Genomic DNA, 12,425 nt, shown 5'->3' with positions numbered 1-12,425 from the left:
CCGGGCTTGCTGTTGTTATCTGGGTGAACCGATATCGGCACCGAGACTTATTGTGGTAGCTGGGAAATATCTGCCACTTCAAGGAACAGTGCTTGCAGACTGGCAAGCAGTGCCAAGCGGTTATGGCGGACAGCGTCGTCATCGGCCATGACCATTACCTGATCGAAGAAAGCATCGACAGGTTCACGTAGTGTTGCCAGCGCATCTAGTGCCTGCTGGTAGTCGCCGGCTGAAAATAACGGGGCTACTTGCTGCTGACTGGCTGTTACTGCATTGAACAGCGTCTTCTCAGCCTCTTCCTGAAGTAGGCTCTGATCAACCTGGGTACTACCGTTGTGTTCCTGCTTGCTAAGGATATTAGAAACCCGCTTGTTCGCGGCAGCCAAAGCAGCGGCTTCTTCCCGCTGTGCAAAGGCTTTAACGGCACGCAAGCGGCGAGCAAAATCCAGCGGTTTAGTTACTGGGCGAGCGCGTACCGCCAAGTACATTTCAGCACTAATACCTTCTTCTTGGCCCCAGGCGCGGAAGCGGTCCAGCATGTAGGTCAATACGTCTTCCACCAAGCCTTCCGCCTTAGGCAGGCCTTGGTGCTGTTCTGCGGCTACGCTGAGTAGCTCGCGAAGATCTAAATTAAGCTGACCTTTGACCAGGATGTTAAGCACACCAATAGAGGCACGGCGTAGGGCAAACGGATCCTTTGCGCCGGTTGGGCGCTGGCCAATACCAAAGATGCCAACCAGGGTATCTAGACGGTCAGCCAATGCTAGCGCTTGGCCTGCAAGGCTTTGTGGAATGTCGTCACTGGCAAAGCGAGGTAGATACTGCTCTTCTAATGCCTGAGCAACCTCAGCTGGCTCACCATCCTGTTCGGCATAATAGCGGCCCATAATGCCCTGAAGTTCTGGGAACTCGAGCACCATCTCGGTGACCAAATCGCACTTGGCCAGTGCCACTGCGCGCTGGGCGTGGCTCACATCTGCATTAATGTGCTCGGCAATATACGTTGCTATCGCTGTGCTACGACGTGCTTTGTCAGCCAAGGTGCCTAACTGTTGTTGGAATACCACGCTTTCCAACTGAGGAATACGTGAGGCGAGAGTACGCTTCCGGTCAGTTTCGTAGAAGAAGGCCGCATCGGCCAGGCGTGGACGAATGACCTTTTCATTGCCGGAAATCACCTGTTGCGGATCAGCGCTGTCGATGTTCGAAATAGTAATGAACAGCGGTTTCAGCTTGCCTTGGTCATCCAGCAGGTGGAAGTACTTTTGGTTAGCCTTCATGGACGAGATTAAGCACTCGGCGGGCACTTCCAGAAAGCGTTCATCGAAGCTGCCGGTTAATGCGACTGGCCATTCGACCAGTCCGCTGACTTCTACCAACAACTCTTCGTCGATAACGGCATTGGCTTCTTGAACCTCTGCTTCAGCTAATACCTGTTCACGAATACGTTCGCGGCGCCGTTGGCGATCGGCTAGGACGTAGGCATTTTCCAGTGCGGCTAGGTAGTCATCGGCATGTTCAAGCTGTATGGCATCTGGCGCATGGAAGCGGTGGCCAAAGGTGGTACGGCTGGCCTGAAGGCCAAGCGCTTCTGCGGCAATGACGTCGCTGCCATACAGGGCAACTAGCCAGTGAACTGGGCGGGAGAACTCAACGCGTGACGAACCCCAGCGCATATTCTTAGGTACCGGTAGCGATTGTAGCGTTTTGCGAACCATCTCTGGCAGCAGCGCCTGTACCGTCTCGCCTTGCTGCTGTTCGCGGAAACCAAGCCAAGTACCTTTATCGGTTTCTAGGTGAATCAGCTCATCAACGCTGACGCCGCAAGAACGCGCGAAGCCTTCGGCTGCTTTGGTGGGCACGCCGTCCTTGAATGCAGCGGCTAGGGCAGGACCACGACGCTCAATCTCACGGTCAGGCTGCTTGTCTGCAAGCCCGCTAACCTGTACTGCTAAACGGCGCGGGGTCGCGTAAGCAGCGATGCTTTGAAAGGAAATCTCGGCTTCTTGCAGGCCTTTTTCGATGCCAGCAGCAAATGCATCGGAAAGTGTATCTAGCGCAGCGGGGGGAAGCTCTTCGGCACCTAGTTCTAATAGAAGCGTATCAACAGCCATTATGCGTCTCCCTGGTCGGCTAGTAGTTCGCGGCGTAGGGCTTCGGGCGCCATTGGGAATCCTTCTGCTTTACGAGACTCAAAATAGGCAGTGGCGACATCCCGCGCCATGGTGCGAACGCGCAGAATAAAGCGCTGACGTTCGGTCACGGAAATCGCATGACGAGCATCTAACAGGTTAAACGTATGGGACGCTTTCAGAACCTGCTCATAGGCAGGCAGCGGCAGGTTGGCTACCAGGAGCTTACTGCACTCTTTTTCCTGGTGGTCAAAGGCGGCAAATAGCTGATCAACGTCAGCATGCTCAAAATTATACGCCGACTGCTCACGCTCATTCTGAAGATAAACATCGCCGTAGCTGACCTTGCTGCCGTCGGGGGCAATGGCCCATACCAGGTCATATACGCTATCGACGTTTTGCAGGTACATGGCGATACGCTCAAGCCCGTAGGTGAGCTCACCAGTAACGGGGTAGCATTCAATGCCGCCTGCCTGCTGGAAATAAGTAAACTGAGTGACTTCCATACCGTTGAGCCACACTTCCCAACCTAGGCCCCAGGCACCTAGGGTAGGGGATTCCCAGTTATCTTCCACGAAGCGTATGTCATGGACGAGAGGATCGAGCCCCAGGCGCTTTAAAGAGCCTAAATAGAGATCCTGAAGATTGCTGGGCGATGGCTTCATTACCACCTGAAACTGGTAATAGTGCTGTAGGCGGTTGGGGTTTTCACCGTAGCGGCCGTCTGTTGGACGGCGGGAAGGCTGCACATAGGCCGCGTTCCAGGTTTCTGGACCAATTGCCCGTAGGAAGGTGGCAGGGTGGAAGGTGCCCGCGCCGACTTCCATATCGAGAGGTTGGAGAATGACACAGCCCTGTTCTGCCCAGTATTGTTGCAGAGCAAGGATCAAGCCTTGAAAGGTCGACACATCGGGTGTCGATTGGTTTGTCGAGACACTCATCGCGGAAAGCACCGTTGGCCATGAATTCATAGGCCGTCAAGTATACAATCACAGAGAGATGGGTTATAGGCACGTTAGCCAACAGAGCTGTTTTTGGTGAGGAGAACGAGATGATCGTTGTAACAGGCGGGGCTGGTTTTATCGGTGCCAATATTGTCAAAGCGCTGAACGCTCGTGGCCGCGATGATGTGATGGTGGTTGATGACCTGCGTGACGGCACTAAGTTCGTCAATTTAGCTGACTGCACGTTGGCCGATTATCTGGATAAAGATGATTTTCTAGCGCGGATTAAGGCGGCATTGCGAGGTGAGTCAGTCGATTTGCCGACCATTGATGCTATTTTCCATGAGGGTGCGTGCTCCGATACGACGGAGTGGGATGGGCACTACATGATGGAGAATAACTTCGAGTACTCAAAAGTGCTGCTTAACTACTGTGAAGCGCTCGGCATTCCATTTCTATACGCTTCATCGGCGGCTACTTACGGCGGTAGTGAGGTGTTTAAAGAGGCGCCTGAGCACGAAAAACCGCTCAACGTCTATGGCTACTCTAAGCTGTTGTTTGATCAGCACGTGCGCTCTCGCTGGGATGAGTTGACGACACAAGTGGTTGGCTTTCGCTATTTCAATGTTTATGGTCCCCGTGAACAGCATAAGGGCAAGATGGCGAGTGTCGCCTACCATAACCATTTACAAATTCGCAATGGGGAAACGTTAAAGCTGTTTGGGGCTTACGGCGGTTATGAGGCGGGAATGCAGAGTCGCGACTTTGTTTTCGTTGGCGATGTGGTCGCTGTCAACCTGTGGTTTTTAGATAACCCTCATGCGTCCGGTATTTTTAATTTGGGCACTGGGCGAGCCGAGCCTTTCAAAGCTATTGGCGAGTCTGTAATCGATTTTTATGGTCAGGGTGAAATTGACTACATACCTTTCCCTGAAGAACTAAAAGGCCGCTATCAAAGTTACACGCGTGCAGATATCAGCAATCTGCGTGCCTCTGGTTGCGATGTTGAGTTCAAAACCGTTGCCCAGGGTGTGAAAGCCTACTTGGAGTGGCTAAATGGCTAATTCTGCCAAGCGCATATTGGTGGTCGGCCCTTCGTGGGTTGGCGATATGGTGATGGCGCAAAGCCTGTTTATGACCTTGAAAGACCGTAACCCAGGGGCAACCCTGGGGGTGGTCGCTCCGGCATGGTCACAGCCTATTTTGGAGCGTATGCCTGAGGTAGACGAGGTGCTTCCATTGGCAGTAGGGCATGGTGAATTTGGCCTAGCCAGCCGCCGTGAGCTGGCTGCCCGTTTACGAGGACGCTTTGATCGTGCCATTGTTCTGCCACGCTCCTGGAAAGCGGCGCTGGTGCCCTTTATGGCACGTATTCCCGAGCGCATCGGTTTTTTGGGTGAACACCGTTACGGCTTATTGAAAGAGCGCCGCAAGTTGGATAAGCAGGTGTTGGATCAAACGGTTAAGCGGTTTGTTTCTCTGGGCCTGCCGCTGGAAGAAGCCATACAAGGCGAATTTGAGATTCCGACACCGCGTTTAACGATTGATCGAAATAACTTGGTCAATTTACGTCTTACTCATGCGCTATCGTCGCGTCCAGCCATCGGTATGATGCCCGGAGCGGAGTACGGGCCCGCTAAGCAGTGGCCGTTAGGCTATTTCCATGCGTTAGCGGTGCGACTGGTTAAGGATGGATTTGAGGTGCGTGTGTTTGGCGGGCCGAAAGATCATGCCGCCGGAGATAGCATTGTGAAAGGGTTGCCCCATGCGCATAACTTATGCGGCAAAACCCAATTGGCGGATGCGGTAGATCTATTGGCAGACTGCCGTCAGGTGGTCACCAACGATTCAGGCTTAATGCACGTTGCCGCCGCGGTAGGCGTGCGCATTCACGCTCTGTACGGCTCTTCATCGCCTAGATATACCCCACCCTTAACCGACAATGCTGCCATTCACTATTTGGCGCTTTCCTGCTCACCTTGCTTTAAGCGTACCTGCCCGCTGGGGCATACCAACTGTCTGAATGATTTAGGCGTGGAGCAAGTGTACCGAGCGATGAGTGTCGATAGTCAGCGTGCTAACGGCGCTAACGTTAGCGCATAATCTCGACTTCATCAGCCTGATCAGCAGGCGTTTCTATGACTTGTTGGTCGGCGCTTTCTTGAGGTTCGCGCCGTTGAGGGGTCAGTCCTTCCCAAAGACGGTGCTGTAAGGCGGTCTCTTCCCGGAGCCGCTCGTTAAGCACCTCAAGCCCATGCGTTTCAACCAGCGTTGGTTGACTGCTAAGTAGAGATGCCCCGAGCCCTGCACGGTTATCGCTAAGCGGTAGGCCCATTGCGTCCAAAATAGTCGGGAATACGTCTAACATTGTCGCCCCCCGATGGACTGTCAGCGGTGAGATACCTTCGCCCAGCATGATCAGCGTATTGTCTCGGTCTAGTGTTGTCAGTTGATCCCAAACCGACACTCGCATCGTGAGGTGGTCGCTGAGCACGACAACCAATGTATTTTCGAGCAGGCCTTCTTGTTCAAGACGCTCAATAAGGTCACGTGCCTGGCTCGCTGAACATTTCACCGAATATAAGATATCTTGACCATCGAATTCGCCCTGACGGTCTATGCATGTCTGGGAGGGAAAGCCATTAGGGGCGTGACCAGCAATGCTGAGATTCACCACTGCCCATGGGCCGCCATCTTGTTCACTTAAACGACGAATCTCATCCACCGTAAAATCGTAAAGCGTATCATCGTATAGACCCCAGCTATTTAGGTACTCTGGGTCCTTGAGTTCCGCTGACAGCTCTTCCTTGCCTTTTACCGTATCAAACTGATGGCCGCGATAGAAAAGCCCTTTACCAGCAAACTGAGCACTCGCTCCACCCAAATAGCTAAGTCGATAGCCTTGAGCCGCTAGCACATCACCCAGGCAATCGACGCCGGGAACTACTTTGGAAAGCGGCTCGAACTGGCTGTCGTGCAAAAGTCCCGCAGGCATCAGCGGCACACCACACTGGCTAGCAATCATGCCTGCCATGGTCCAGCCGGTATTTTCCATTTGCTGGATACCTTCAAAGACCAGCCCGCGTTCGCCTAACGCGGTTAAGTCAGCATAAGCATCACCAAATAGCTCATTGCGATACGTACGCTCAATGCTTTCCAGGTACATGACCAGCAGGTTAGGCGTATTAGCTTGATCGTCCGTGGGCGGCGGCACGTAACGGCGGTCTAGCCAGGCACCATCGTCCGTTACAATGGCTGCGCTGCGCTGCCCTAAACCGTAAAGCATTGGATTTGCGGCCAATAAGAGGAGGGCAACGAAGCGTTCAGTGAGCCGCCATCGCTGATCATGCCGCGTGATCCAGGTAACGGATGCCAGCACTGCGATGACGCTCACTGTGTAAATAACGGCAGTGATCATTTTTTCAGCACCGCCATGTTCGGCCATGCCCGCCTGAAGGTGGAAAAACACCGCACCTAAATCAACATTGCCAAAGCTATCAGCTAAGTAGACATAAATGCCTAGTAAGCTGAGCGGTGCCAGCGACCAAGGCCACATCGTGCGGTAGCGGGCGTTTTGCGGTGCTCCCCAGCGCAACTTGATGCCACAACCTAGCCATACAGCGGCTGTGAAAAATAGTGTCCACCAAGGTAGCCGAGTAAGCACGGTGAGGGCATAGCCAAGACAGATGCCGATTACGAGCAGTGGCAACCATGGAGTAAGTTTGAGTGACCTTAGTGCTGGCATGCGTCTCCCGAAACGAGTGTTGATAGAGTAAAGAAATACGGACGCATATTGATCACAAGATCAGGTGAGAGACTGCCCGGTAGTAGAGATATCTTTAGTGATATCAACACGTCGTAATAGAAAATTTACAGCGTATTATAGGCGGTTATTAACATTATTTTTGGCATATTTCCAAAAAACGCCATTTGCATTAGCCACAGATATAGTCAGCCCACGCCAGCCATCCAGTATGCCGAGGCGGAAAAAATAAGTGCGTATAAATGCGTAAAGTGCTTTGAGAAATATCAGCGCAAAAGGATAGTGCTTGAGTTTTTTTGATGATGCGCGCAGGTCTGAATAGCGATTTATCTTATCAAGAAACTGAGCGAGGTCGTTAACGGCAAGATGTTCAATTTTTCCATTAAGCTGAGAAACTTCTGTATTTTTTTCTAAGCTTACTGACTCATGAACAGCGGCATCATTAAAGTTACCTGTGTTACGGTTAAACAGTCGAATTAACCAGTCATTTCCCCAGCCAGAGTGGTGAACGGGTTTACCCAGCATCCAGTTTTCGCGCAATATTTTGCCAGCCTGCTGAGGTGTTGCAGTAGTTACCCAGTCATTAATCGCAGCGTTAAGCTCTTTTGTTGGCGCTTCGTCAGCATCTATTGAGAAGATCCAGTCATATTTTGCTAACGATACGGCAGCACGCTTGGTAGGGCCAAAGCCTAAAAATTCACCATGGTGTAATGTTGTATTGGAGTAGGCTTGTACAATGCTACATGTGTCGTCTGTGGAGCCGTTGTCATATACCACGACATCGTCATAGCACGTCAAGGCGTCTAGTGTTCGGCTAAGTGTCGCGGCCGCATTGCGAGTAATGATAACGACGCTCACATCCATAGACATTTATTCACACCCTGCTCTGGTGGTTGGTAGATACAGTACTATACCAGGGTGATGGCAACGATTTGTATGAGGGCAATTTGCATATTATTCACGTTAACCTTGCCAAAGGTTTTCGCGGTGGAGAACGCCAGACAGCGCTGCTAATTCAAGCCTTGCAACGGCATGTAGGTCAGCAAACGCTGGTATGCAGAAAAGATTCTCCATTGCGTAATGAGCTTCAATGCATTGAGAACTTAAGATTCGTGGATGCTAACCAGCAGATGGCTGGGCATAGGCAAGCCGGCCGTGCATCGCTAGTGCATGCTCATGAAGCTAAAGCGGTACACTGGGCGTGGTTGCATAAGCGTATATACGGTACACCCTATGTGGTGACTCGCCGAGTGGATACACCCATTAAAGATAAATGGGTGAATCGACTGTTCTATCGTAATGCAGATCGTTGTGTCGCTATTTCATCGATTATTCGGCAGCAGCTATCACACTGGAATAAGAGTGAAGTATTGACGATTCCGAGTGCGATGACGGGATTTACCGCGGACGCCCAAGTTGCTGCTCGCTTTCGTGCCAGCTATCCAGGCCGCTTTATTGTCGGCCATATAGGTGCATTAGTTGATCGTCACAAAGGTCAGCGGGTACTACTTGAAGCTGCAGAACGATTACAGCATAGCTATCCCGAAGTGCTGTGCGTTTTTTTTGGCCGAGGTGAAGACGAGGAAGAGCTTCGCTTGGAAAGCAGTCACTTAAAAAATGTTGTATGGGCTGGCTTTAAGCCTAATATTGGTGATTTTATTCCAGCGCTGGATCTGTTTGTTTTTCCGTCTCGCAACGAAGGTCTAGGCTCAGTTCTTTTAGATGTTATGGATGCAAACGTGCCTATTGTTGCTAGTAATGTTGGCGGCATTCCTGATTTAATTAAGCATGGTGAAACAGGTTTTCTAGTAACACCAGGAAGTAGTGAAGAAGTCGAGAGTTGGATAATAAAGCTAGCAAAAAATAAACCGATGAGAGAGTCTTCTGTTGAGAATGCACGTCTTCTTTTAGAGCTTTATAGTAAAGAAAAAATGGCTGAAAGTTATCTCGATGTCTATAAGGGAATTGTTTTTAAATGAACGACTTTTTAAAAGTTAAATGCATCGCTATATTTTTACATAATAGGCCTTTTTTTGGTGCATATGTAGTTCATATTCCTTTTTTAGTCGCTGTTAAGGAAAGGTATCCAAATGCTAAATTGGTGGGTATCTCTAAAAATTCAGGGGCAGACTTCCTAGTTGAAGCGGGTTTTTTAAACGAGCTTGAAGTGATTGACGGCTTTAGCACCACCAGCTTAAGTAGGAAATATAATTTCGATATTGGTTTTAACTTGCGTCCCTCTAGTATTGGGACTTCTCTGCAAATGTTGAAGCTGCGAATTCCTTATAGAATAGGATTTAAAAAATTTGGAGCGTTTTATACACACTCGGTACCTCTTGATGTAACTACCTACAGGGCAGACCTTTTCTTGTCACTGCTAGAGATATCATCAACATTAGATATTACTCCCTGTTTGAAAAAACAGATTGAGTCTGATGAAGTATTAAACAATAAAGTTGTGCTTGCTCCTGGTGCTGGGGGCGAAGAAAAAAAATGGTCGCTTGCTAATTATATTCAGCTAGCAAGAAAGATTTCTGAGTTAAGATCAGAGAAGATTGTTTTTCTCACAGGACCTAAAGAAGAAGAGGAAAAGAACATCCTTGAGCAAGAAGGGTTTTCTGTTATTCATAGTCCTGATGTAACTACTCTTTTTAGATTGGTAAATGGTTGCAAGCTATTTGTCAGTAACGATTGTGGCCCCTCGCATGTCGCCCATATAATGGGAGTAAATCAAGTTGTTGTTTTTAAAGAATATTTGCCTGAATGGTTTCTTGAAAGAGATAACAGTGGTTATGTTTCATCACAAGCAGACCTTTCATCAATTACTCCTGATGAGCTAATAAACTGCGTATCGAAAATCCTCGCGTGTGATGTTGGCGCTGAAAAATAAAGGTTAACGGTTATAACCTTTTAATATGCTAGGCAGCACACTATGGCAATGGAATTTTTTTAGTGACCTTGCTAGGCGGTTTATATTGTGTTCCTGCCACTTACCTGGTGGCCGTTGGCGGCAGCGGTCCAGATCAATCAGCCAAGGTTCGCCATGGGGGTCGATCAAGATATTGCGCGCATTTAGATCAACATGATCAAGGCCTGCTTGATGGAAGCGCTTGATCATTGCGCCAACGCGCTGAAGTAACGCCTCATCTGCTTCCCCTGCCGCCAATAAGCTAGCCAGCGCCTGAGCGCCTGGAATCCTAACGGTGATGAGCGCCGCTTCATACGTAGGGCCGTAACGCATAACACAGCAGGCAACGGGGCGTGGCACTGGCAGCCCCTGGTCATACAGCGCAGCGTTTAAGCGCAACTCGCGAAACGCACGGGTGCGCTCTTCACCCAGCCATAGATAGCGTTTCTCGCTTAGCTTGGCGATCAATCCACCGCGGCGATAAGGACGCAATACCCACTGCTCTGAATCACTGGCCTTTAAGAAGAAACTGCTACCCCTTCCTGGTGCTTCCCCGACGATTAAATTACGCTCACGCCAATAGGCCTGATGGAATAGATCAGGATGAAGTGGGTGTGACTGCCCTTGAGACCGTTGTTGCGATCGTTGTTGAGATCCATGTTGCGACAGTTGGTGTGACGTGGCAGCGTCACTTAAACTGTCTACATCATGTAAAATCAGCCAATTTCTTTGCCGGAGTGCCGCTAAGCGCATGAAGCCCTCTCTGCCTGCTCAACCTAACCATATTGCCATTTTGCGCCTCTCCGCGTTGGGAGATGTGTGCAATCTTGTGCCCACGGTGCGTGCGTTACAGCGCCAATGGCCGCACGCTCGCATTACCTGGATAATCGGCAAGGGGGAGCACAGTTTACTGGCGGGGCTTTCTGGGGTCGAGTTTGTTGTCTATGACAAGTCCACCGGTCTTGCGGGCATGCGTGCCCTGTGGAAAGAGCTTTCCGATACTCGCTTTGATGTACTGCTGCACATGCAGCAAGCGATACGCGCCAGCGTGCTTTCGCTTGGCCTCAAGGCCAATGTACGCGTGGGCTATGATAAGTCGCGCGCCAAAGACGCTCAGCATTGGTTTACACAGCATCAGCTTGCGCCACATTCTAACGCCCATGTGTTGGAGTCGTTTATGGACTTCGCTCGCTTGCTCGGCGTAGAAGATGATCGATTGGAGTGGAATCTGGCCGTACCACCGCTGGCCTATGAAGAAGCCCGAGGGGTCAGTGGCGATACGCCATATTTGGTCATTAATCCTTGCAGCAACGCACGGCTGCGCAATTTCCGCAATTGGTCAGTGGAAGGCTATGCCAGCGTAATTGAACATGCTTGGGTACACCATGGTCTGAAGAGCGTGCTGACCGGTGGGGGGAGTTCATTAGAGCGAGAAATCGGCGATCAAATTGAGGCGCTATGCCAACCGGATAGCGTTATTAATGCTATCGGTGGTACATCGCTCAAAGGCGTACTGGCGTTGATTGACAATGCCCGTGCGGTCATTGCCCCCGACACGGGGCCGGCGCATATGGGGAATGCCATGGGCACGCCCACACTTGGTCTCTATGCGACCACCAATCCTCAGCGTGCCGCGCCTTATTGTTGGCGGGATTTTGCAGTCAATGCTTATCCCAAAGCGGTTCGTACGTATCTGAATAAATCCGTCGATGAGGTTAGCTGGGGACAGCGAGTACGCCATGCGGATGCCATGGATTTGATCAAAGCCGACGACGTGATTGCTAAGCTAGACGCGCTGCTGGCGTATACCGCAGTGCCGCCAACAACAGGACCTTTGGATGAGAGTTGATTTAACCGCCCTGGAACATGCCCGCGTATTGGTGGTGGGGGATGTGATGCTCGACCGCTACTGGCATGGTGGCACGTCGCGTATTTCACCCGAAGCGCCGGTGCCGGTGGTGCGTGTCGAAGATGCTGATGATCGTCCCGGGGGCGCAGCGAACGTGGCACTGAATGTGGCCTCTCTAGGCGGCCACGTCGCCCTGGCAGGTGTGGTGGGAGAGGATGAGAACGCCGAGCTGTTGACGTCGCGTTTGGCATCGTCGAATGTGAGTACTTACTTTCAGCGAAGCCCAGAGATACCAACGATTACCAAGCTGCGTGTGATGAGTCGTAATCAACAGCTACTGCGGCTGGATTTTGAGCAGCGCCTTGATGGTGTCGATACCACTGCTCTGCTGGAGCAGGTCGAAAAAGCGCTGCCTGATTGCGATGTGATGATTCTTTCTGACTACGGTAAAGGAACGCTTAACCAGGTCGAGTCGCTGATTCAGATGGCGCGTGCTTTCGGCAAGCGAGTGCTGGTCGATCCGAAAGGCCAAGATTTTAGTAAATATCGTGGGGCGAGTTTAATTACGCCTAACTTAACCGAGTTTGAAGCGGTGGTTGGTCACTGTGCCAACGACGATGTTCTTGCCCAGCGCGGAGAAGCGTTGCGCGCCGAGCTTGAGTTAGAAGCGCTGCTGATCACTCGCAGCGAAAAAGGTATGACGCTTATTCGTGAAGGCCTCGCACCGCTCCATTTACCCACCCGCGCCCAGGAAGTGTTCGACGTAACTGGTGCAGGCGATACCGTGATTGGCCTGATGGGGCTCGCGCTGGCATCAGGCCATGCATTG

At 51.1% G+C, this 12,425-nt stretch carries 11 protein-coding genes; 6 read left to right on the top strand and 5 right to left on the bottom strand.

Annotation, left to right across the window (positions count from 1 at the left end; genetic code table 11):
* Nucleotides 1-47: 47 nt before the first annotated feature.
* On the bottom strand, nt 48-2,114 hold the full coding sequence (glyS, locus tag INT22_RS06215; protein ID WP_193067892.1) for a glycine--tRNA ligase subunit beta: 2,067 nt from the start codon (nt 2,112-2,114) through the stop codon (nt 48-50).
* On the bottom strand, nt 2,114-3,073 hold the full coding sequence (gene glyQ / locus INT22_RS06210; RefSeq protein ID WP_089040116.1) for a glycine--tRNA ligase subunit alpha: 960 nt from the start codon (nt 3,071-3,073) through the stop codon (nt 2,114-2,116). Before glyQ ends, glyS begins: the two co-directional genes overlap by 1 nt.
* 110 nt (nt 3,074-3,183) lie before the next feature.
* On the opposite strand from glyQ, the gene rfaD reads away from it, so the two are divergent.
* Nucleotides 3,184-4,140 carry an ADP-glyceromanno-heptose 6-epimerase gene (gene rfaD / locus INT22_RS06205; RefSeq protein WP_193067891.1) on the top strand — a complete coding sequence of 319 codons (957 nt, stop codon included), beginning with the start codon at nt 3,184-3,186 and terminating at the stop codon, nt 4,138-4,140.
* Entirely contained in the window at nt 4,133-5,179 is a 1,047-nt protein-coding gene (waaF, locus tag INT22_RS06200; protein WP_193067890.1) for a lipopolysaccharide heptosyltransferase II, read from the top strand. Before rfaD ends, waaF begins: the two co-directional genes overlap by 8 nt.
* Here waaF and INT22_RS06195 read toward each other — a convergent pair.
* Together INT22_RS06195 and INT22_RS06190 are read right to left on the bottom strand one after the other, a co-directional pair.
* A complete protein-coding gene (locus INT22_RS06195) occupies nt 5,169-6,821 on the bottom strand; it encodes a sulfatase-like hydrolase/transferase (RefSeq protein WP_193067889.1) in 1,653 nt (550 codons plus the stop codon). The two genes, waaF and INT22_RS06195, sit on opposite strands and share 11 nt — an antisense overlap.
* Before the next feature lie 135 nt (nt 6,822-6,956).
* Nucleotides 6,957-7,709: a glycosyltransferase family 2 protein gene (locus INT22_RS06190; protein WP_193067888.1), complete on the bottom strand. Its 753-nt coding sequence runs from the start codon at nt 7,707-7,709 to the stop codon at nt 6,957-6,959.
* A 77-nt stretch (nt 7,710-7,786) separates the two neighbouring features.
* On the opposite strand from INT22_RS06190, the gene INT22_RS06185 reads away from it, so the two are divergent.
* Together INT22_RS06185 and INT22_RS06180 are read left to right on the top strand one after the other, a co-directional pair.
* Nucleotides 7,787-8,818 carry a glycosyltransferase family 4 protein gene (locus tag INT22_RS06185; protein WP_193067887.1) on the top strand — a complete coding sequence of 344 codons (1,032 nt, stop codon included), beginning with the start codon at nt 7,787-7,789 and terminating at the stop codon, nt 8,816-8,818.
* Nucleotides 8,815-9,729 (top strand): glycosyltransferase family 9 protein, encoded by a 915-nt coding sequence (locus tag INT22_RS06180; RefSeq protein ID WP_193067886.1) that lies wholly within the window; start codon nt 8,815-8,817, stop codon nt 9,727-9,729. Before INT22_RS06185 ends, INT22_RS06180 begins: the two co-directional genes overlap by 4 nt.
* 3 nt (nt 9,730-9,732) lie before the next feature.
* Here INT22_RS06180 and INT22_RS06175 read toward each other — a convergent pair whose 3' ends face one another.
* Nucleotides 9,733-10,500 (bottom strand): 3-deoxy-D-manno-octulosonic acid kinase, encoded by a 768-nt coding sequence (locus INT22_RS06175; protein ID WP_193067885.1) that lies wholly within the window; start codon nt 10,498-10,500, stop codon nt 9,733-9,735.
* On the opposite strand from INT22_RS06175, the gene INT22_RS06170 reads away from it, so the two are divergent.
* Both INT22_RS06170 and rfaE1 read left to right on the top strand, forming a co-directional pair.
* Entirely contained in the window at nt 10,499-11,596 is a 1,098-nt protein-coding gene (locus tag INT22_RS06170) for a glycosyltransferase family 9 protein (protein ID WP_193067884.1), read from the top strand. The genes INT22_RS06175 and INT22_RS06170 overlap by 2 nt on opposite strands.
* Nucleotides 11,586-12,425 (top strand): D-glycero-beta-D-manno-heptose-7-phosphate kinase (gene rfaE1 / locus INT22_RS20350; RefSeq protein ID WP_226912445.1); only part of this gene is annotated, 840 nt, incomplete at its 3' end. The genes INT22_RS06170 and rfaE1, both read left to right, overlap by 11 nt.

It is taken from the genome of Halomonas sp. 3D7M, from assembly GCF_014897885.1.
Classification (GTDB): Bacteria; Pseudomonadota; Gammaproteobacteria; order Pseudomonadales; family Halomonadaceae; genus Vreelandella.
The sequence above is the reverse complement of the archived record's forward strand: the minus strand, read 5'-3'. Positions and strand labels throughout refer to the sequence as shown.

Coding starts and splice junctions, on each gene's coding strand:
- glyS (WP_193067892.1), bottom strand. CDS start 2,114: ATGGCTGTTGATACGCTTCTATTAGAACTAGGTGCCGAAGAGCTTCCC.
- glyQ (WP_089040116.1), bottom strand. CDS start 3,073: ATGAGTGTCTCGACAAACCAATCGACACCCGATGTGTCGACCTTTCAA.
- rfaD (WP_193067891.1), top strand. CDS start 3,184: ATGATCGTTGTAACAGGCGGGGCTGGTTTTATCGGTGCCAATATTGTC.
- waaF (WP_193067890.1), top strand. CDS start 4,133: ATGGCTAATTCTGCCAAGCGCATATTGGTGGTCGGCCCTTCGTGGGTT.
- INT22_RS06195 (WP_193067889.1), bottom strand. CDS start 6,821: ATGCCAGCACTAAGGTCACTCAAACTTACTCCATGGTTGCCACTGCTC.
- INT22_RS06190 (WP_193067888.1), bottom strand. CDS start 7,709: ATGTCTATGGATGTGAGCGTCGTTATCATTACTCGCAATGCGGCCGCG.
- INT22_RS06180 (WP_193067886.1), top strand. CDS start 8,815: ATGAACGACTTTTTAAAAGTTAAATGCATCGCTATATTTTTACATAAT.
- INT22_RS06170 (WP_193067884.1), top strand. CDS start 10,499: ATGAAGCCCTCTCTGCCTGCTCAACCTAACCATATTGCCATTTTGCGC.
- INT22_RS06175 (WP_193067885.1), bottom strand. CDS start 10,500: ATGCGCTTAGCGGCACTCCGGCAAAGAAATTGGCTGATTTTACATGAT.